The 21044-nt window shown below is 41.2% G+C and carries 15 protein-coding genes and 1 pseudogene; 4 read left to right on the plus strand and 12 right to left on the minus strand.

The window, feature by feature from the left end:
- Positions 1-109 precede the first annotated feature (109 nt).
- From H525_RS0113540 to H525_RS0113555, 4 genes are all read left to right on the plus strand, one after another.
- Positions 110-349: a hypothetical protein gene (locus tag H525_RS0113540; protein WP_155837286.1), complete on the plus strand. Its 240-nt coding sequence runs from the start codon at positions 110-112 to the stop codon at positions 347-349.
- Between the two features lie 349 nt (positions 350-698).
- Positions 699-893, plus strand: coding sequence for a hypothetical protein (locus H525_RS0113545; protein WP_027416636.1), 195 nt, complete (start codon positions 699-701; stop codon positions 891-893).
- A gap of 136 nt (positions 894-1029) precedes the next feature.
- Entirely contained in the window at positions 1030-2643 is a 1614-nt protein-coding gene (locus H525_RS0113550; protein WP_027416637.1) for an ABC-F family ATP-binding cassette domain-containing protein, read from the plus strand.
- Between the two features lie 190 nt (positions 2644-2833).
- Complete coding sequence (locus H525_RS0113555; protein ID WP_027416638.1) at positions 2834-3910, plus strand: hypothetical protein; 1077 nt, start codon at positions 2834-2836, stop codon at positions 3908-3910.
- A 120-nt stretch (positions 3911-4030) separates the two neighbouring features.
- Here H525_RS0113555 and H525_RS29610 read toward each other — a convergent pair whose 3' ends face one another.
- The 12 genes and pseudogenes from H525_RS29610 to H525_RS0113615 form a co-directional block, all read right to left on the minus strand.
- The gene (locus H525_RS29610; RefSeq protein ID WP_081413410.1) at positions 4031-4480 is read right to left on the minus strand and encodes a polysaccharide deacetylase family protein; all 450 of its coding nucleotides are present in this window, start codon (positions 4478-4480) and stop codon (positions 4031-4033) included.
- Between the two features lie 2 nt (positions 4481-4482).
- A pseudogene (locus H525_RS0113565) lies at positions 4483-4835 on the minus strand (IS1634 family transposase); the annotation flags it as partial.
- A gap of 360 nt (positions 4836-5195) precedes the next feature.
- Positions 5196-5660 (minus strand): hypothetical protein, encoded by a 465-nt coding sequence (locus H525_RS0113570; RefSeq protein ID WP_027416641.1) that lies wholly within the window; start codon positions 5658-5660, stop codon positions 5196-5198.
- Between the two features lie 18 nt (positions 5661-5678).
- Complete coding sequence (locus H525_RS0113575; protein WP_027416642.1) at positions 5679-7745, minus strand: AAA family ATPase; 2067 nt, start codon at positions 7743-7745, stop codon at positions 5679-5681.
- Position 7746: 1 nt separating this feature from the next.
- Positions 7747-7926 (minus strand): hypothetical protein, encoded by a 180-nt coding sequence (locus tag H525_RS0113580; RefSeq protein ID WP_027416643.1) that lies wholly within the window; start codon positions 7924-7926, stop codon positions 7747-7749.
- Positions 7901-10021: a DEAD/DEAH box helicase family protein gene (locus H525_RS24125; RefSeq protein WP_051331040.1), complete on the minus strand. Its 2121-nt coding sequence runs from the start codon at positions 10019-10021 to the stop codon at positions 7901-7903. The genes H525_RS0113580 and H525_RS24125 overlap by 26 nt, the downstream gene beginning before the upstream one ends.
- Positions 10022-10034: 13 nt before the next feature.
- Positions 10035-13538 carry a sigma factor-like helix-turn-helix DNA-binding protein gene (locus H525_RS0113590; protein WP_027416644.1) on the minus strand — a complete coding sequence of 1168 codons (3504 nt, stop codon included), beginning with the start codon at positions 13536-13538 and terminating at the stop codon, positions 10035-10037.
- 120 nt (positions 13539-13658) lie between these two features.
- A complete protein-coding gene (locus tag H525_RS0113595; RefSeq protein WP_027416645.1) occupies positions 13659-15575 on the minus strand; it encodes a radical SAM protein in 1917 nt (638 codons plus the stop codon).
- 2 nt (positions 15576-15577) lie between these two features.
- Positions 15578-16888, minus strand: coding sequence for a radical SAM protein (locus tag H525_RS0113600; protein WP_027416646.1), 1311 nt, complete (start codon positions 16886-16888; stop codon positions 15578-15580).
- A gap of 15 nt (positions 16889-16903) precedes the next feature.
- Positions 16904-18880, minus strand: coding sequence for an ATP-binding protein (locus tag H525_RS0113605; protein WP_027416647.1), 1977 nt, complete (start codon positions 18878-18880; stop codon positions 16904-16906).
- Positions 18881-19828, minus strand: a complete 948-nt coding sequence (locus H525_RS0113610; RefSeq protein ID WP_027416648.1) for a hypothetical protein — start codon at positions 19826-19828, stop codon at positions 18881-18883. It abuts the gene before it with no gap.
- Entirely contained in the window at positions 19825-20808 is a 984-nt protein-coding gene (locus H525_RS0113615) for a DGQHR domain-containing protein (protein ID WP_027416649.1), read from the minus strand. The genes H525_RS0113610 and H525_RS0113615 overlap by 4 nt, the downstream gene beginning before the upstream one ends.
- Between the last annotated feature and the right edge of the window lie 236 nt (positions 20809-21044).

Below are 21044 nucleotides of genomic sequence, written 5' to 3' on the forward strand. Positions count from 1 at the left end.
CGTTCAAAAGAAATGAGTGAACAGTAGTAGCCGATTTCCAAATAAATAAGTTATGATGTGACACCGCGATAAAATTAGAGGCACGGTCGTGTATGAAAAAAGAATAAATATGAGAAAAACTCGCGGGCGTTGCCGCTCGTCCTTTTTCTGCAGGGAAGCGAAACGGCCGCTTAGTGACCGGAAGGTCGGACCGACAAAACATCCGGGTATCTCAAGGATGGAGACAATTGTCGGTCTGATCGACCTTCCGGCCACACGCTCCACATCGAAAAAGAAACGTTCGGCACACCCCCGTGAGATTTTCTCAGGTGACCAATGGAAGAAAGTATATGTTGCTTTAACACTGTAAAGCAACATATACTTTCTTTAACGTTCAAAAAAGACGATCGGATTTTTCCGGTCGTCTTTTTGTAACGCTTGGCGATTCCATCACAGATGGTGATCATTCCACATTAAACGAAAACCATCGCTACCCTTGATAAATTTTATCACATAGGAAAAAATTATGCTTCCTAATAAAGCGGGCAGCTGTTCATATTGGCTGGCCTACTCCCTGCCCGCTGTTTATGTAAATACAGTTTTCTCCATACATCTTGCGGTTGAAATTCGCATAGTCATGTAGTAAACGAATGAAGTGGACGTGCAGGTTATGGCCGGATATAGCTGAATGCTTACAATTTCCCAGAGGAGATGATGGAATGCCAAAAAAGCTTGTGTTAAATGATGAATTGTTGGAGAAACTTGGTTCCTATTATTCTCACCGCTTTGTTCAAAGAAATATGCCGTGGCTTGTAGAAATGGGGTTTGAAGCGTTCTTAAACCGGGAACTGCTGCGCTTGCAAGAACGAACAATGAGTAAAGAAAAAACTTTGTCACCTGTTGAGAAGGTATAAATAGCAAATCGTTTTACCTCTATAATCGGTAGCGTTTACTTCCGGTGCCTATTTATCGATACGATTCCGTGTAAAGTATGCTATAATTAAATTTTAACAGATAAATAATAGTAATGATAAAGGACGGTACCAATACATGATTAGTACAACTGAGGTTACGTTACAATATGGGGGGCGCGCCCTCTTTACCGATGTCAATATAAAATTCACGCCTGGAAATTGTTATGGATTAATCGGTGCGAATGGAGCGGGAAAATCCACGTTTCTAAAAATTCTGTCCGGTGAAATCGAACCGAACAGAGGACAGGTTCACATTACGCCTGGCGAGCGTTTGGCCGTGCTTAAACAAAATCATTTTGAATTTGATGAGTATGGAGTATTAAAAACGGTGATGATGGGGCATCGCCGGTTGTATGAAATTATGGAAGAAAAAGATGCCCTGTATGCGAAACCGGACTTCTCAGAAGAAGACGGGGTTAAGGCGGCGGAACTCGAAGGTGAATTCGCCGAGATGAACGGCTGGCAGGCGGAAGCGGAGGCAGCCGAGTTATTAATCGGGCTGGGTATTCCCACTGCTCTTCACGACAAAACAATGAAGGATTTGGACGGGAATCAAAAAGTCCGTGTGTTATTGGCCCAGGCTTTATTTGGCAATCCTGATATTCTGCTGCTTGACGAGCCGACGAACCATCTTGATTTGGAGTCGATTAACTGGCTCGAAAATTTTCTGTATAATTATGAGAATACCGTTATTGTCGTATCCCATGACCGGCATTTTTTAAATAAAGTATGCACCCATATTGCCGATATTGATTTTGGCAAAATTCAATTGTATGTCGGAAACTATGATTTCTGGTATGAATCGAGCCAGCTGGCCTTAAAGCTTGCAAAAGACGCGAACAAGAAAAAAGAAGAGAAAATGAAAGAGCTTGAGACATTTATTGCACGCTTTAGCTCGAACGCATCGAAAGCAAAGCAGGCTACATCCCGCAAAAAACAATTGGATAAAATCACGCTCGACGATATCAAACCTTCTTCGCGGAAATACCCGTATATTAATTTTAAATCTAACCGGGAAGCCGGAAAAGATATTCTGACGGTTAATCGTCTTAGTAAAACGGTTGACGGTGAACAAGTTCTTAACGATATCAGTTTTACCGCCAACAAAGGGGATAAAATCGCCTTAGTGGGGACGAATGAACTGGCGAAAACGACTCTTTTTCAAATTCTTATGGGTGAACTTACTCCTGACAGCGGTGACTATTCGTGGGGCGTGACTACCTCTCAGGCCTATTTTCCAAAGGAAAACGCTGCTTACTTTGATGTGGACCTCAACCTGATTGATTGGCTGCGACAGTATTCCGACGATCAGGACGAAACATTTGTGAGGGGTTTTTTAGGCCGGATGCTGTTCTCGGGTGAAGAAGCGCTGAAAAAAGCGAATGTGTTATCAGGCGGCGAGAAAGTTCGCTGTATGTTTTCGAAAATGATGCTCAAAGGAGCGAATGTGCTTCTGCTTGACGAACCGACAAACCACCTTGACTTGGAATCGATTACGGCTCTTAACAACGGCCTGATCGATTTTGACGGCACCGTGATATTCGTGTCGCATGACCATCAATTCGTTCAGACGATTGCGAACCGCATTATTGAAATTACACCAAACGGGTTAATCGATAAGCAAATCCAGTATGACGAATATTTGGCAAGTGAAGATATGCAAAAACTTCGCGAGAAGATGTATGCCTAAGTAATAAATTTCGCCCGTGCACAACCACCTTCGGACAGCAGTAATGTCCGAAGGTGGTTTCTTTATTTTGTTAAGTGGGAAAAATTTATGTAGGACTCCCTCATTTTTCCGCTATACGCTGCCGCGAATATTGTTTATGCTAAAGTTTGAATGTTTTATCATCCCCATTAAAATCGTGGAGGAAAAAAAGATGAAAGTAAGATGGCTTCTTGCGATCCTTCTCATTATCGGGCTCTTAAAGTTTTCTGGTTCCGCTCTCAACCTTCCTGTATTGGCTCAAAGCGGTCAGCCCTTTGCAAATGATAAAAACCCTTTGTTATTGGTGGAAAATCAGATTAAGAAAGAATTTTATTTCTTGTTGGATTTGTTGGATCCAAAAAGTGGAGCAGCAAAAAAACTGGATCAAAACGTATTGAATGATATCAACCAGCTCAATCAAGCATTAAACGACTTAAAGAATACGAATGATAGCGTTCTGCCGCGGATTCTTAGTAAACATCTGCCTTTACACATTCCAAATGGGGAACAAAAGAACGCATTGGCTACGGTAGAAACGATTTCAGTTGTGGGCGGCGATAAGCAAGTCACGCCCCAGATGATTGAAAAGGTGACGTCTACTTTGCGCAAGGTTTCTTTGCCGGTACTTAAAAAAAGCATCAGCGGCGAACCGAAAGAACCGGTGTATGTTACCCTGTTTTCCACGCAGGAATCTTATGGAAATGAGCTGATTAAGGGTGGTACCCCACCGCAGGATATACAAAATTATGTTACCCAAACGGGTGGGATTACCGTCGGAGATCAAATTTTAGTGCCAATGTATGCTTCCCATTCTACGAGCAATCTGGCTAATGTCCTTACCCATGAATTAACCCATGCGGTCCTTAACGAAAAAGGGATTGGCGATGCGCTTCCGACATGGATAAATGAAGGGACGGCCGTTCATAATGGAATGCAGGCTATGCGACAAGTGAATCCCCGGCTAACGGAACGAATGACCGTCTCGATGAATCAGGAAATTGAGGCAGTGGCACAAAATAACCAATTGCTCCCGCTTTCGGCGAGCGAACAGGACATCGTAAGCGCCAACTATAACGTCGAATGGGTCGATTACATGGCGGTAGAAAACCTTATTAAAAAAGACGGAAGCAAAAAGTATGCAGACTTCTTACAGGAAGTTCACATAGATGGAGTGAGTGACAGCTTCCAGGCTCACTTTCACGTTTCGATGCAAACATACGAAAACGAATTTTACCGTTTATTACAGTAAGGAAAAGGCGATCCAGACTGCTTTCCTTACTGTAATGGGTACGCTGTGAGTTTCACAAAGCGAAATCCCCTGGCTTTAAGGATGGGAACAGCTTTCATAATCCCTTCTGCTGTATCTTTTTCAGGATGATTCATGTGGCAAATAATAATTGAACCTGGTGCGGCGTGGATGCAGGCATTTTTCACCTGTTCCGTTGAATAGGTGGCACCCGCGTCCCCCAGGACACTGTAATCGACCGGCTGTTCCCCGAGCCGATATCTTCACCGCAACGTCATCGTAAAAGGCGGTTCCCGAACGGAAATATTTTGTTTTTTTGCCGGTCAGTTTTTGAATTTTACGCTGATTAAGCAGAACTTCATCTACGACATCCCCAACGCTTCCTGTACCTTTTATGCCGTATGCTGACCTGCCGGTAACCGACAGAGGACGGTGTTTAAAACCATGGTTTTCAATTTCAAACAGCGAATTTTTGGCGAGGGCCATAAAGGTCTGAAAGTTGGCGTCAATCCATCGGCTATTGATAAATAAAGTGGCGGGAATACGTTGCTGGTAAGAACCCGAGTTCGACAGGAAATCGGGTTAAGCCGGGCAAGTTCTTCACGTAGTTGCTTCCAGTGTGCTTCTCGCCGCGCCGCGCATCCCGTTTGGCTTCTTTCGGATTACGGACAAGTACGTAACGCTTGCGTGCTTCACCATCGCCGACAATAATTTCTTTGACTTCCAGGTTGCCGCGGATGGTCTTAAAGCGTCCCGGATGAGCCAATGCCACTTCGACAGTGGGTTTACCGGAAGTCATCTTTTCTCCGGCGATGTAGTGCCCGCCAGTTTGTTGTAGTACACGCAAGTTGTCTTCGGAGGAAAAGCCGCGATCGACGACCGTGATGACACGACCGAGCTTCCAGCCGATTAAATCTTTCTTTACTTCATTTGATTCAGTATTTTCAAGGGCTTCGGAATTTTGTCGGAGGCTCTTAGGAAACATAAAGGGTACTTAACTAGTATATGATTCCGTTCCCACATCACACTACCTGTGGTTTTGATAGTGTATAGTGAAGGCAAGAGCTATATATCAAGAAATTCTAGTGGATACGATCCGTACCAGTTCAAAGCCACCACCCCCACCATAGGCACCGATAATAGGTGGATGGAACAGCCCTCACAAATATGTTACACAAATTTGAAATCACTTACATTTTTATTCAAGAAAGTTGAGCGAAAGCAGTCATCACTGGAGATCTAATAAATGGAATCGGCCATCAAGTATTCTTGTTGGCCGGTTTATTCCCTATTCGAACGGATCTCTCATTAACTCCCCATGAACATACATGGCGATATCCTTTTCAAGCTGGTTCACATTCGAGAATTCCAACATGAGCTCTCCGTTATCCTTTTCCAGTACATACTCTTTGAATACCTCTTCAAGGAGTATTTCCATTCCGCCATCTGCATACCCTTCCACAATATCAATGATAGCGTCATTATCATGGATGATTTCGTAATTATCACTGGATTTTAAGGCAATTGTCTTGATCACCGTTTCTTGGTATTTATTTAGAGAATGGGACCAAAAAAGATCCATTCCTTTGAACTCATTACTTTTATTATTCTTATACCCAATACAAACGCAAAGTGTAAACAAGTCACCGTGCTGTTCAAAGATCTTGTGATGAACAGAGGTCTCTGAGGTCAATTCCTTGTATATGCCTTGGTACTTTTTGTTCACCTTTACACGAATATTGCTTATACTCATGATAATCTCCTTTTCGCATTATACTAGGACAATCGAGTCGAAATATTCGACAGGAACTTCTTTGATTTGGGTGACACCAGAATTGACAGCTTCAAGAACATAGAGCTTACTCCACTTGTTGGAGTGCTTCAAAACGTTTGCTTCGTCCTTACCAAACTCTTCATCAGTTACGAGCAAAACCCACTGTGGGGTAATATCTGGGATGACCTTTAAGAGATTGTCTCGGTGTTCTCCTGACAAGCGGCCAAAAGGCGTATCCATGAACAAAGGAATTTCCAAAACATGAGAGCCGCCGGCAACCTGAGCCAAAGCGGTAATAAAACTTAAGGAAACGACCTGACGTTGTCCGGCCGAAATGTTTGCAAGGAACTTCCGGTTTTGCCAATCAAGCACTTCCAGGGTATAGTCATCATTGACCACAATACGCTTCAGTGTTTTTTGGCCGTCTTCATCCAAGAGCTGCTTGAAATTTTCATTGGCTTCTTTTTCGAGCTCTACTCGAACATCTTTCACAAATCCATTGATGATTTTCTTCATGGAATCACACGATTTGATTACAGCATTCAACTTCTGTTGCAAATCATTGTGAATATCGGATTCTTTGCTAAGCTTTTCAACATCGCGTTTCACTTCCTCGAGATTTTTCTCCGATGTATCCAATTCCATTCTTAAACTTTCGATGTCCTTTTCTAAATTGCCGATTTTCTTGAGCACTTCTATTCTTTCTTGATTCTTGCCAGCGATATCTGAATCTGGAATATCGTTTAGCTGCTCTTGCAGGCGTTCCAATTGGTGAGCAACCATATCATGTTCTTCTTCGACATTCCCCAGACGCTGCAAGTGCTCGAACAACACATTGCTATTGTTTTCAACATGTTCTATCGTCCGGGTGATGTCCCCATAGAGCTCCATCACGTACTGTTCGAATACTTGAGAGGAGGTTTTGCGGTTCCATGCCTGTATCTTCTCGTATTCTTCCGAGTTCAGGCTTATGGGACGGCCGCAGATACAGCTCATTTCTGCCAAAAGTTTTTCGATTAATTCTTTTTTAATTTCGGAAGGCACCTCTCCCTTAGAGCGTTTCTCATCGATATCGACATACAGTTCATTGAGGACATCCCGAGCAAGCATCACAGAGCTGACAGCGGTAGATCTTCTCAGCTCTTGCAGAATACCATCTTTCTGTTCTTGCAAGCGGTTTTTCTGCTTTTCTTTTTCTTTTCGCTGCAAGATAAGGTCCTGGCTCTCTTTGTATTTCTCTAGTTCCTGGTCCAGAAGCTTCACTTGATTTTGTGCACGCTCAATTTCATTTTCCTTTATATTAATTTTCTCTTTTAGGGAATCGATGGCTTCTTCGAGTCCTTCTTTTTCATTCAACTTTTTCTTGTATTCCCCTGTGGAGACTCTTGATAATTCTCTAGTCAACTTCGTATTAAGGAGCTGCAGGGTTTTCTCCGCCTTATACAGTTCATCGATCTTAAGCAGGTTCTTGATACCTTCAGCAACGTCTTTCTTTTGGGCTTGGGTAACCTTCGTTAACCTTTCAATACGCTCCCCATCGAAAAGGAAGTAGTTTTTCACCCGATTATCCAGAATGCTACTGAGCTCGAGCTCAATCTTCTCTTTGTCCAAAGCGCCCCAAACCTTTGTCCCTTCTCCCGGCTCGGTGAAGGTTAGCTTAACACTTCGTTCTTCCTGTAAAATCTCGCCGTTGCTTTGCTGAATGGCGTATAGGGAACGTAACATCTCATAAGATTTGTTACGATGACGGAACTGAATCTTGACATAAGCTTCTACGCCTTTGTGTTCACTCTCCGCATCCTCGTTCAAGGCAAAAGTATTGACCAAATAAATGTTCTGATCGTCAGTCCTGTCGTTGCGCTCATAGTTATAGTCCTGATCAAGGATTCTGTCGCCGTACAGACAGAACATGACTGCACGGTATAGCCCAGTCTTCCCACGTCCGTTTTTTCCGTAAATAACCGTTACCATCTGATTGTCATTGTCGCCATGCCCGGCGAAGAAAATTTCCTGTTTCCCATAAAACTGCCGAAAATTAAACAGTTCGATTTTTTCTATCCGCATGCTACGCCCCCCTTAAGATGCTGTCCAGTGCGCGCTGAAGTCTTACAGACAAATATTCTGCCGACAATTGCTTGTGTGTTTGGGCTAGGTTAATGGCTTCTACGATAATCTCCCGAATATGTAGATCCTCATGTTCTAGCAACTGGTTGATTTTTTCATGAATCTGATCCGATTGACTCATCTTGTTCCCCCCATAATTTTTTGTTTTCCTGATAAACATCCCATGGTTTTTTATCCAACAGCGAAATAAGGTCGTATTGTAGCAGAATTGGATACATCACATCACGCGATTCGAAGTAGTTTTCGGCAGCGGATGAGAATTCTGCAAAGCGCGGCATTTCTTTTCTCAATAAGGCCTTGTCCTGCTCAAGCACTTCATGCGGTGTGCCGAAGCCCCGTTTGGGCGGAACAACAATAAAATCATGCAATACCGCTCGCTTCTTTCCATCAGCCCTTCGAAGAATCCTCCCCCTCCGCTGGACAAACTCCCGTGGGTTAGTTGTGCTGGCCAAAAAGTAGGCTTCTCGCGTAGCTGGAATGTTGACTCCCTCGTCCAAGCATTTAATGGCGACCAGGATTTGAATGTCTCCTTCCTCGAATTGCTTCAGCAGTTTGACCCTTAGATTGTTATCTACTCGATAGACAAACTCATGTGCACGAATCCCCATGGACAGCAGGATGTCGACGATCTTCGAGGTCTCCCCCGGAGCACAGTACACAATGGTATGCTTGATTTTCTCCAGACCACTTTTACGGATCGACTCTTCCATCAAAGACCGAAACAAGGTGCCCTTGTTCTGGGCCTTGGCCACAAGCATTGCTCGTTTACGGACATAGTGTTCGATCAGCTCGCTGTTCTCCTCCTTGTCCCGTTGACACAATTTCACTATTTTATCGGTGAGCTCATTGAATTCATTCATCTCTTCTTCCGTTAACGAGACCGTATGCGGGATAAAACGATATGGAGTAAGGAAGGTTCCGATGGCATCTTCCAGCGGAAAGTTCGCTACAGTCTTCCCGAAATACTCCCGAACAAATGCTGATCCGCTTTCGTCATACCAACGCTCTGGCGTGGCGGACAAACCGATTCGGTACGGGAACCGCTCCAGGCAGCCGTTTCGAAGTTTCCTTGAACCGAGGTAGTGCACTTCGTCCGCGATATAGAGCACGTTCCCGTGCAGCTTCGATACAATCGACAGAAAGTTTTTCTCTGACCCCGTTTTATGAGTCGTAATGATAAACAACGACTTTCGGGCACCCAGATTGAAATCCTGGATGCGGCTTTTCAGTTTGGGCAGCCACTTCGCCGAACTGTCCCGACATAGAATAGGAACGAAGCCGAAGCGGATGACATCTTCTTCCCACTGGTCAACAAGGTGATTGAACGGACAGGAAACAATGACAGCGGATGACTTGTATTTTTGATGAAACTTAACGGCACAGGCCAAAGACGTAAAGGTTTTTCCCGTCCCCGTTGCCATCTCGAACATCCCTCGACATCCTTCATTAAACCAGGTGTCTAACGCTTCGTTTTGGTACGGGAACAAGGACACGTCTTCGGGAATCCGTATCCCCCCCTGGTTCATAACCGGAAGTGAATACGGCCTTGCTCGGTTTTTTCTCAGTTTGACAATTGATTTCTTGATGGCGTCGGTCATATCAAACATTTCATAGAACTCATTGGCATTCTCATAAAGATTGCGAAACCGATTCAGATGCTTATCGACATAATCGACTTGCCCAGATTCCCAGGAGCGGAACACGGAGAAGCTTTCCCCGTTAAGCGTTCCCTGAATTGAATCATTAAACGAGCCATGAATGGCTACTCTGTTGCCTTCTGCATCTTCAAACACACCGAATTTGTCATGGAAATTCCCCTGTTTGTTTTTCGGGACCGCGAACTTGAATTCAAGCAAACCGTCCGCAACCATCCATGCCAGTGCGATGCAAGTGTTTTCCTGCAGCATTGACTCCATTTTGTAAATGTGTTGCTGCAGCCGATCATATACTATCTGATTCTTCCTGGCTTCATGACCCTGCCGAAGGGCGTACCAATCTTCTGCCTCCAGTTGTGGGGACGTGATGAACACAGCCCTCCCGCCGTTCTCAATCAATCCTTCTAGCCCTTGCGCGGCCAGCATCAGCCAGCCGGAAGTGAAGAATCCAACCCCTCGGTAATACTTGCGGGAGTTCTTCAGCAAAGGGACAAACAAATCTTGAATCAAATTATGCTCGGAAGAATCATAAATGGATTCTAAATTTAAACTCCTCAGCATCTTTATCTAACTCCTATAATTTCTTTGAGATAATCTCATCTCCAAGAATGTAGTATGGCAAATCATCCGATTGGTCGGCCTGATAAGCTTTCGGAATCTCTCCACGGTACGAATAGTCCAGTTCAGCCAACCGCTGTTTGAACTCGCTGAGTTTGGCGGCACCACCAAACTCTTTCCATAAGAGGTATGCCAAGAAGTCCACATCATTTTCAATCCTTGCTTGGTTCCCGATAGGCACGAAGAGTGACCTTTTTGTTCCGATAAATTCAATGAAGGGGCATTCATCCAGAAGATATTTCAACAACTCTGCTGTCCAGAAAATGTTGTTCTCCAGTGGAGGAAGCTGGCCGGTTTGCAGCAACACTCGTTCTACATTCCCGTACGGCGGGTCCAACGGTTTGTATTCATCTAGTTTGTCTTTTACCCACTCCTCCAATTGGGCCTGCTTCTCATCATTCCAGCCAGCTACGTTCTTGTGGACAAATTCCGCTGTTGTTCCTCTTTCTAACGGAAGAATCAGTTTAGAATGGGTCAAAGCATTATCTAAGGCCACTTGCTCCCAGCCCCTTCTTTCAATGAATTCATTTCGAAGCTCCTCGCGGAACATCGAGATGTTTTGTTCGAGCAGAAACTCCTCGACTTGCTTCCGATAAGAGGAAATCCCGTTTTCTTGACTGCTGTTCTTGAGGCAGACATGCGGGAATCTCGGGAAATCAAAGTAGCTACCAAATCGCTTTTTGATCAGACTATACAACAATTCCTCGTTTTCAATCCCAAGGCTCAGGCATGTTGCCTTCTTGGATTTGAACAACAGATTGATGCTTACATAAGGGAGGTCATCCACCAACCGATTTTTCAAAAATACGACGAGCGATTCCAAATCTTCATCAGATATATGATCATAAGATTCCAGCAACCCGTAAGTAGAGGGGCCGACCTTAATGATGTCCTCGCTGTTGCTAAATGACTGCTGGAGAGTGTATTCCTTCCATCCTCTTCTTTCCAGGAATTCTTTTTCAAGCTGTTTATACGTACAGCCAGACTTCCCTGATTCGAGAATGAATTGCTGTACCATCTCTATATTAGAATAATTTTCCGTCTGCCCCAGCGGATAAATTTTGGGTGACTTGGGCATGAAAAATTTATCTTTATAGAACAAACGAATACAACTATACAAAGCGTGTTCATTCGGGACCCCATTGCCCTCCAACATTTCCCTGAATTGCATAAACGCAGCATGGGATGAGAGCTGGGAGAGGCCATTGGCAAACTGCTCCTCAATCCATTGCACCACCGCGGACAACTTATCTGGCTCCACGTGTACGTGGTCCTTATGAATGTACACTCCCCATCCCCACAGCAAAGCCTTATCGGGTTCACGAACTAACGTAGCAATCAAACTTCTATTGGTTTCAAATAAATCTGTTCCGTATGAATTCAGCTTTTCCCTTAAAAGATCCGTTTCCTTATATACTGCAAGACTATGAGGAAACTCTCTTAAAGCCATCAGCGCGATTTCGTTTTTATTCAGATTCCGCAAGATATATAAGGAGCCCCCATCATTTGATATAAGCACCTCATGCACGGTCAGATGATAAAAATAACGGTATGCGCTGGAATCCAACTTGGCTTGATCCAGGAACGATTGGATCATTTGTTGAAGCTCTTTTTCATTCACCACTTGATGACCCACATGATTGACGAGATAAGTTTTGAATTGCTGATTGAGATCCTCTAGCTCTCCTGAACTCAGCATTGTCATGATGCCATGGCCATCCAAACAACTAATGCCTTTGCCGTTTAATACTTCCTTCAATATAAAGTAGGAGAATTCATGGAGCTCTTCAATGGGAAAAAACACTTCGATACCCACAATTTTTCCGCATCGTTCAAGCTTCCGAACTACTTTATTGAAGACGGACTCATATAATGCGACAACTTTCTTAACTGTATTTACTAAAATTTGCCTTGCTCGTTCCCTCGTGACTCCAAGACTCTCCCCGAGGGCTTCTAAAGTTACTTTCTGCCCGTCGCGAATCATGTTGTATTTGATTAGAAGAAGCTTCCAGCCTCTTTCGTTAATAAATTCAGGCTTGGTGTCATTTTCAGGCAACAACTGTTTCAATGTATCAATCAGCTGATTGAAAAGAAAACTAAAACTTGAATCGGTAAAGCCAAAAATTTCACACATCGTATCAAATAGGTCTTGACGGTCCAGGTGATTTCCTGGCAACTTCGACAAGTCCGTCGGAAGCTCGTGAATCTTGCAGTATCCAGCTTCAGATAATGTATTGATGAATGATTCTAATTGCGGATTGCGATGGGCAAATTCATTCACTGGAAGCTGGCAATACAGTTTAGGAATGGAAATGAAGTGCTCGTCCAATGCATAACGAATTAACGGTTGGATAAACTCTTCCCCTTCTTGATAATACGCCTGACATTCACCAATTAACGTATCTACGAACTTTTTCACAACGACTTTTCCGACATTTTTCAGCTGTAGACAAAACTCATCTAAGTTGGTGGGAATCTCTTTATAACGTATAATTCCTAGCTTGATAAATTCCCGTATCAGGCTTTTGCTGTTTGGAAACTTATCCGTTGACAGTTGTTCATCAAGCAAAACATCCGGTATAATGATAATTCTATCTTTCGTCATCAGATACTTGATGTTCGTTAGGTCATCCAATATCTTTACCGATGGAACTTTACAGATTCCTTGAAACTGGGATTGGTTCTCTACAAAATGGGATTCATTTGCAAGTAAGTACTCCAATCTGTCCGCAAATTTTTTAATAGAAATTCTTCCTGTCCCCTTGATTTGATAAAGCAAATTGTCTAATTCTAGAGGTAGAGCCGTCCATTTCTTATATCCTCGGTTCCAGAGTCCTTCAATCAATTTGGGACAATTCGGGAAATCCTCCTTGTAAATGCTTTTGTCAGCATAGGAGCTCGGTAGCCATATTTCACGTCCATCCACCTGAAACCGAATTATAAATTCTGTATCTGTCGTTGCTTCCGAGTTCTCCCCCAATTCATACTGAAGCCATTGACTGTATTCTAAGACTGTGTAGCCGTAGTCTCTAAAGAAATTGAAAAAAGGGAATGTATCATCAATGGACACAAATGAATCGATAGGGATGCCTACCAAATCCCCTTTCGTAAAGAGGCCATTATTCCTTAACGTTCTTATGATAAATTCCGGCATTACCGGATTAAAAGGAGCTTCCCTGAGTGCATTGTCTATCCATAAATATTCGGCTTGTTCAGGAGAATCAATCAGTGAATAAGATTTCAAGTTTTGGAAGAAAGATATGCCAAAAAAAGCCATCTGCTTCATGACTTTTACAAATAAGATCTGATTCTCCCGATAACAGCTCTTCAAATGATCAATTGTAATATCTCCAAACATCTCCACCGGATAATTCTCGGAGAACATTTGAAGCGGATTGGGGTTTGATTTGGGAATACACCGATAGACAAGATGTTTTGGAATAATAAAATGTTGATTCATTTGCAGCACCTAATCCATATTTTTCTATTTAGTACCTATTATACTATGAAACTTTCATTCTACACTAGGGGATTAATGTAAATATGGCTAGAAAAATTAAAAAGCTGCCATGCTGACAGCTTATAATGTAGAAACAATCGATTTGTATTCACTATATGTTTTTCTAAATATCTTGGATACTTTCGTATCCCCGCAAATGTTCACGGACTGCCCCAAGATCTTGGTGTTGATCCGCTGCATGAGTGCCTCCACCCGTAAATAATCACTGATGTCGAGTTCATACTGAGGATATTTCATTTTCATTTGCTCTTGAATTAATGGGAAAAACGGAAAGAGCTTCCCATTCAAATGGTGCAAATCATATCCTTTTTCTCGGATAAACCATTCGTAATCCTTATACACTTGAGTCGAAGGAACAGGCGTAAACAGCATCGGGATCACCGATCCTACCCGCTCAGAGGCATACAACACTGTGTCAAAAATTTCCTCTAGGTCTTCCCCAGGCAAACCGAACATGACAAACGCATTGATTTTCTGCTTTCTCACGTCGAAGCCCACTTCTTCTAACGCGTTCAGCAAGGACTCAAATCGATCTAAATTGCTATTCCATGAACGATTCCAGCGTGCATTCGTTTCCTTTTTTATTGTTTCCAAAGGAAGGTATATCTTCTCAAAACCCGCTAATTTCATTAGATAAACAACCTCAGGTACACCCACCATGTATAGACCTAGCGAACTCTCTTCTTTATTATCATAGACCAATTCGTGACGTCCGCCTTCTTTATACACTTTCCGTAAGATAACTTCATCTTGATCACCAACTAACAATTTCATGGTATTCTCTGTATTTTCAAGGATTTGAACAGCTCCCTGCGTGAGATCCTCTTCTAGGGTAATAAGAATGTCGTTTTCTTTTCTTTCATTCATTTTTTTGTACTCTTCATAGAAGGAGACTGGCTTGTCTTCTTGTTTAGAATCAACGGAAAAGGTAGCTAAAATCGATTTATCCGACTCTAACTTGAGAAGGAAGCGTTTCTTATCACTTAGTGCCACGCCAATTTCAATTCCTTCAGGTGCAAAAAGCTTAATTCCATGGAGAGATTTATCTGCCATAACAGCTTTTAAGGTATCTTTAAATTCTGCCATTCGCATTAGTAGGTTATCTTCATAAAAGCAAAACACCTTTGTCCCTTGACGAAATTTCTCTTTGATTTCTGTCATAACCAGACCCTGATATCTCCGTCTTACTTTGGTCCCATTATTTAAGACATTGGAAGCGCAATATGAACAAATGTGTGGACAACCTCTAGAAGTCGTTAAGATCGTATAGGGCGGCCGTTCATCATCATCGTATAGCTCTGTGGCTAAATCTAAATCCGAAGCCTGCGGGACTTCTTTTTCCAAAATGATATGACGTGACATCATCTCATCGTCATCCAGGTTTAGTTCTGTTTCGATTCCATTGATAACGAGAGGGTCTTCTAAGCCTAGCTTTGTCCTAGCATGCCAGGGGGCTAGTGTGGGGTAAATTCCCCCCACCCTAATTTTAGCATGGGGGAATATCTCTAAAGCACACTGGATGACATCACGTGTACTTTCCCACCAGTAGGTCATAATCGACGTAATCCAAAATTCGACTGACTTATATTTCTTAGACGCTATTTCATCCCTTAGATTGTAAAGATGCTCTTCCAGCTTACTTACCGGCATGCCAAAAATGTATTTCCATTTTTCATTGGACTGCAACCGGTAAGACGATGGTTCTTCACGTTCTTCAGTAGAAGCCAAAACGACTACACTTTTTCTCTGTTTTCGAACAGAATCATAGGCCTCAAAATCAACCAGCTTACCTTCTACCCTACTGTCTTTTCCGTATGGATTTAGGCAATCGAATAATCTTAAGTCGTATCTCTTACTTTTTTTTAGCCATGTTCCTATCTTTAGCAATCCATGAGGCATACTCCATCTTGCCCAATATTGTGTATCATATACAGGAGGATTGATTAAAATAGCAAGTTTTCTTTTCTTTTCTCTCAATGCTATACCTTCTTTCCGAGACTTTTCCTCAGAGCCACACTACTATAATGTTCATCAAAGAAATCAAATGATTTCCCCAACCTCTTTTCATTCAAGAAGCTGGCATGCTGATAAAACTCCTGATATTCCTTTCGTGAAATTCCACTTTGCTCGGCCATAGGGAATACATGGGGTGATAGAAAGTCCAGTCTTTGTTTTGATATCCTCTTATAATCCTCTGTACCGGGGTCTGGAGTATAGGGTTTTGGAATAATTGAGCCACAGATCTCCAGTAATTGAAAACTGTGTTTAAACATTCTTTCAAGATTATCATGTTGTGTGCCAATCATCAAGAAGCCTGCGATATCTCCTGATGAAATGTAACGAACTTGATTTTTCACCAGCTCGCGATAAACTCTCCGATAACTATCGAGATTGAGATCCTCTCCATCTAAGTCATATTCTAAAAAAAAGGAACGGTACCCTCCCTTTTGCATTTTAGTAAATATCCCATCTACGGCCTTAGCTATATCTATCCCACATATCCCGTGAAGGTTTACTTGTAAATATTTTTTTTCAAGTAGGAAAAGAAAATCACTTAGAATGAGACATTCATCTCTAAATAAATTATTTTCCATGATGACAAAATTTCGAATGTTCATTTCTCTGCACATATCTACTTGTTTAAGGAGGTTTGCGGAGATATTGTTTCTGGTAAAGCTAAGCCCACCAAACTCAGGCAACCGACCATCATGAAGACGATGCGTGATCGAATTTGCATATAGCTTGAAATCAGGCAAGTAATCATCAAAGTCTATAAAGTCATTCACTAAATAATCAACGTTTGTCCTTTTAGCATGCTCACTCTCAAGGACTGCATAGCCCCCTATCAAACTGATTCTAATTTCAGGGAATAACGTTCTTAATAAAGGAACTAAAGTTAACAAAGATTCATACCAATAGGAAGTTAATGTTGAAATAACAATATGCGTAGGAATCCATTCACTTTTTAAATTTGATAATTTCGTTCGAACAACTTCCATCTGCATGCCGTAGGCTCTTGTTTTATACACAGTTCTATCTTTGTCTGGCATCACTTTTTGCCGATTCGTATCCCGGATAGGGACTCGACCATGATCAGGGAGCATCAAGTCGAACAATTCAACTTTACAGCCTACCTCATTAGACAGTTTACTACTTAATAATAAAAGACCAGTTGGCTGATTCCAACGAATCCAGGCATACCGAACATCATGAACAGGAGGATTGATTAATAGAACCCGATCGGTTGCTTGAAATTCATCAAACCATTGTATTGGAGATACGCTTTTCACATAATCACTCCATCTTTATACTTTATGAGTCATTAATCGAACATAGGAGCTTAACTGTTCTTGAGGAATTGCGGAGGCCACAGTAGCCAAACAATGCTTAATAAAACTATTTTCCCCCATTGTTCCTCTCATAGGGTGATCCCAATTAATATAAATACTATTCGATTTTGGGTTTACCTCGCAAAACACTTTACTCTGCTTCCCATGCTTCAAGATTAGTTGGAAATCGACTCCATTGATATTTATATTCTTTCGCCACATGTCATCATTTTTATTCAACAAAAGACGCTTGTTTACGTAATCAATTTTATATGTTTCATTTAGGCTATCAGATAACTCCACAGTATAGGTAGCCAATTTACCATCTGCTTTGTACTGCACCGCTTTGCATAAACTCAGCTCATTTGTAAGTGAAGGACTGAAAAAGCGATCTATAATCTCTGGTTCTTCATAAGCCATTTCACCAATAGCCATACTTGTCTCTACAATTGCTTTACGCTGAGAATCATATCTTTTAAGAAAGTTTTGCATACTGGCATTGATTTCACTTCGTAGGATGATGGCGTCAATTAAATCTTTTAGGTCACCGATAAGTTTTTCTGGATTGTCACCAATAAGGAACTCCTTAATTCTATTGTACTGTTTACTTTCCTTATAAAACCCATCGCGCCCCGGATTAATATCTTCAATTGCGTCCATCCCTTTAATAATATTAATCTCACCTGAGATTAAACTTAACGCAACTTTAGATGCTCCCGTCAAAATTTGGTCTAGACCAAAATAAGTGGGTTCTCCAACTGCAACCCCTTTAACCCTCATTAATATCCCACGGCTTTCCGCGGGATAGATCGTAGAGGATTGCCCGATTAAAAATCCTCGCACTATAAAATCATCTTGTTCATCGCCTATTTTTATTCTTTTTATAAGGTCAATATCATGTTCTAGTGTCATTGGATGTTCAGGTTGAATAACAAATCGCTCTAATGTCTCAGGTATTTCACCATTGATCGAACAAGTAACGTGAATTGGATGCCCTTTGTCTTCGCCATCCATATCATTCCGAATAAATTGTTTGATCTCTTCTGGTAAATGTTTATGTAGATTCGATTTTACAGGAATAATACGACTCAAATTCCACCGAAACTGCTCGATGCCACTAAAACTTTCAATATTTCGTGCTCCTCTTTTCCCCTCATTCAGTAGATCTTGTCGAACAAAATCCTTAATATCAACTAAGGTAAGCTTGGTATACGATTTTTCCTTTAATTCCTCAGATACTTCCTCAATATTAATCTCGCAAAAATTATTAATGTCTTCTAAGCTTTTATTAGAATCTAAAGAAAAAAGAGAAGCGAAATTAATTCTTGCTGTTAATTCTATATTACTTGAGTCAAACGTATACCAAATCTGACATACTTCAATATCCTCTAAGACTTCTATATCAACTCCTTTTATCTTTGCCTGAACGGAATTCCCTTCAAGGTCAGTTACCTGATTAACCGTAATATACTTCAAGATAACTTCTTCATCATGACCCTGTAGCAAATAAGGGGCAAGATTTACCTCTCGGCTTCCTACTAGCTCGACAACTATCTTACCTATGGTCGTTTCTTGCTTTTTTGTTTTCACTTCGAAAATGTCACAATAACGGGCAGGGGCCAAAAAGCCAATCCCTTTCCCCCCAATTCTTGGCCGGCCTAATTTAGCAGTATGCTCTTCTTTTGGGATACTTTTCCCAATTCGTATGTAATCACGAATAAACTCAATTGGGTTCATTCCGCAGCCATTATCTTCGATTCTAAGCGACTGATAGTCATCTTCAAAGTATAACTCAACTTTTTCAGCGTCTGCATCATAGGCATTAGAAATTAATTCTTTAATGGCTTTTACAAATGGTTGATAGACTCCGGATAATTCTCGTAATACTACGGGACTTATTCCTCCAAATCGTAATGACTTCATCTTTTTATCTTCTGTTGTTGTTTGTTGCATTTAATCTCCTCCCAATTTCAAAACATAAAGGCTACCATATTCCGGAGACTCAATTTCGTACAAAAGCACATACTGTTGACTTATTGTTGATAAGCAGATGTCTCCCTTACCCTCAAACTTCTTTTTTTTTGTTACTCCCATTCTTGTATCTATCAAAACGATTTCTTTGTTTGTATTCACCCAAATTATCTTCTCATCTTGAACAAGTAGGTCGAACAGCGTTGTATTATTAAAGGATAGAATATTCTTGTATTCTAGCTCGCCACCGATGCGACCTGTTACAGAGAAAAGATTCTCCAATCGTACCTTATATTTTTCCTTTCCTGTTCTTCTATCTATAATAACAACGTAATAGTTCGGTATAAGAAAATAGAGATTTTCTCCTATGGTTCCCTGAAACCAATTTCCATAATACCCATTAAGAGACCAAAGCTCTTTATAATCACTTTCTACACATATTAATTCTGAAGCTCTTTGTACCAATTTATGAAAACGACTGATTTTCCAACTATTAGGTCTTTTACGGTTTTCTTCTGTTATTTCCCCATTGGTTATATCTAATAAGCTATTCCCTATACGCACATAGCCAACATTGTCTTTTGTTCTAAAAGGAAGCTTATATTTTTCTAGTAAAAAGCTATGGTCAATACTCCACTCTTTTCTCAAATTAGGTAGCTTGCAAGATGTAACTCGATCCAATTGCATGTGGGAGCGTGCATCCTGCACTCGTCCCAGTAAAAGGTTTGTACCATGGTTGCTAATAATCGTATTAAAATAAGTTTCACTCGTAGTAGATGCATGCGTTTTCAAGTCGATAACTTGAATTTTTCGATGTCGATTTTGATCTTCTCTATATAAAATCACAAAAAATTCTCCTATGATTGTAAACCAAGGCGTAATATCCCAGTGGGAAGGAAATCTTCCTTCCCACACTTTTTCCTGTTTCATGTTTCTATATCCACCTTTGAAAAAATCAATAAATCTAATTCATTTTTCACAAGGTCCGCACCATGTCTTCCTGAGTATCCTTTAAAGTTACCATCACTCATCCAATTTACTTCAGATGCACGTACTAAAAAGGATTCTAGTTTTTGAATATCAACTTTTCTTATCGACCTATTGAAACATTGAGGTATGAGATATCCTCCTAACTTACAAATAGCTAGCGTGCCAATCGCTTTCTTCAGTAATGAATTTTTTGGTGCTTCCCAAGCTTCAGGCCAAACCTTTGAGACAACCATCCAAAAATCAACTGCAACCTTGTACTTTTCGTCAAAACTTAATGCTTTCATTTCTCCGGACTGAAAAAGCTCTTCTAAAGCGTTTCGAAGGGACTGTAAAGATACAGGTCGCTTTGTCCCTCTAGCACCCACTAAGTTTACACGATGATACCAAGGACTTTTAGGGTCTAACTCAAGCTTTACCGCTAATTCAGAGAATGGATCGTTTTTCTGCCCAATAAATCTTACATGGCTCATTGAAACTTTTTTCTGCTCTCTATTAATTGTAATAAATAATTCTTGCTCTGCATCCGTATCAAGACTATCGAATAACATGAATGGAATAGGCAATTCTGCCTCTAAATAATTTATCACACCTAATGTACGATGCTGTCCATCTACAATGGCAAAACAGTTTTTTTCAGGTACAAGAATGTATCCATATTGGGTATCTTCTTCACAGACAAATTTAACTTTTTGTCTCGCGTTTAATAAAACAGGTGTTAAAAATCCGGCACCATTATCCTTTATATAGTCTGCAAACGCCCGAGCACGTTTCTTTTCAGGTGGCCTTTGATATCCTAGCCTAGATTTTGTAGGAGGATAACAATCGGAAAAGGTTAATATTTCAGCCTGCTCTTTTGTCAGATAGCCTATATAAATAACTTGATCTTTTTGTATACTCCTAAGAACATTAATTTTAATCACAATTTATACGTCCCTTTCCATTTAATGCTTGTACATCAAATGTAACATTGAGATAAATCACTGTCAATTATGTCACTGTTACTTTTAAAACTTTATATTTTGTACCTAACTTTAATTTTCGCACTATAATTAATTGAGCGTTTTGCATAATTTTCGCTCTTAGAGCCGCAAGGCTCTTTTAGCCACAAAAAAGGACTTCACCCCAACTTGTAGAAGAAATACAGGTGACTAAACCC

The sequence above is a fragment of the Aneurinibacillus terranovensis DSM 18919 genome (assembly GCF_000430625.1).
In the GTDB taxonomy this organism is placed as follows: Bacteria; Bacillota; Bacilli; order Aneurinibacillales; family Aneurinibacillaceae; genus Aneurinibacillus_B; species Aneurinibacillus_B terranovensis.

Bases quoted from the DNA above. Each gene is read 5' to 3' on its own strand.
- H525_RS0113540 (WP_155837286.1), top strand. From the start codon at position 110: ATGAGAAAAACTCGCGGGCGTTGCCGCTCGTCCTTTTTCTGCAGGGAA.
- H525_RS0113545 (WP_027416636.1), top strand. From the start codon at position 699: ATGCCAAAAAAGCTTGTGTTAAATGATGAATTGTTGGAGAAACTTGGT.
- H525_RS0113550 (WP_027416637.1), top strand. From the start codon at position 1,030: ATGATTAGTACAACTGAGGTTACGTTACAATATGGGGGGCGCGCCCTC.
- H525_RS0113555 (WP_027416638.1), top strand. From the start codon at position 2,834: ATGAAAGTAAGATGGCTTCTTGCGATCCTTCTCATTATCGGGCTCTTA.
- H525_RS0113570 (WP_027416641.1), bottom strand. From the start codon at position 5,660: ATGAGTATAAGCAATATTCGTGTAAAGGTGAACAAAAAGTACCAAGGC.
- H525_RS0113575 (WP_027416642.1), bottom strand. From the start codon at position 7,745: ATGCGGATAGAAAAAATCGAACTGTTTAATTTTCGGCAGTTTTATGGG.
- H525_RS0113580 (WP_027416643.1), bottom strand. From the start codon at position 7,926: ATGAGTCAATCGGATCAGATTCATGAAAAAATCAACCAGTTGCTAGAA.
- H525_RS24125 (WP_051331040.1), bottom strand. From the start codon at position 10,021: ATGCTGAGGAGTTTAAATTTAGAATCCATTTATGATTCTTCCGAGCAT.
- H525_RS0113590 (WP_027416644.1), bottom strand. From the start codon at position 13,538: ATGAATCAACATTTTATTATTCCAAAACATCTTGTCTATCGGTGTATT.
- H525_RS0113605 (WP_027416647.1), bottom strand. From the start codon at position 18,880: ATGCAACAAACAACAACAGAAGATAAAAAGATGAAGTCATTACGATTT.
- H525_RS0113610 (WP_027416648.1), bottom strand. From the start codon at position 19,828: ATGAAACAGGAAAAAGTGTGGGAAGGAAGATTTCCTTCCCACTGGGAT.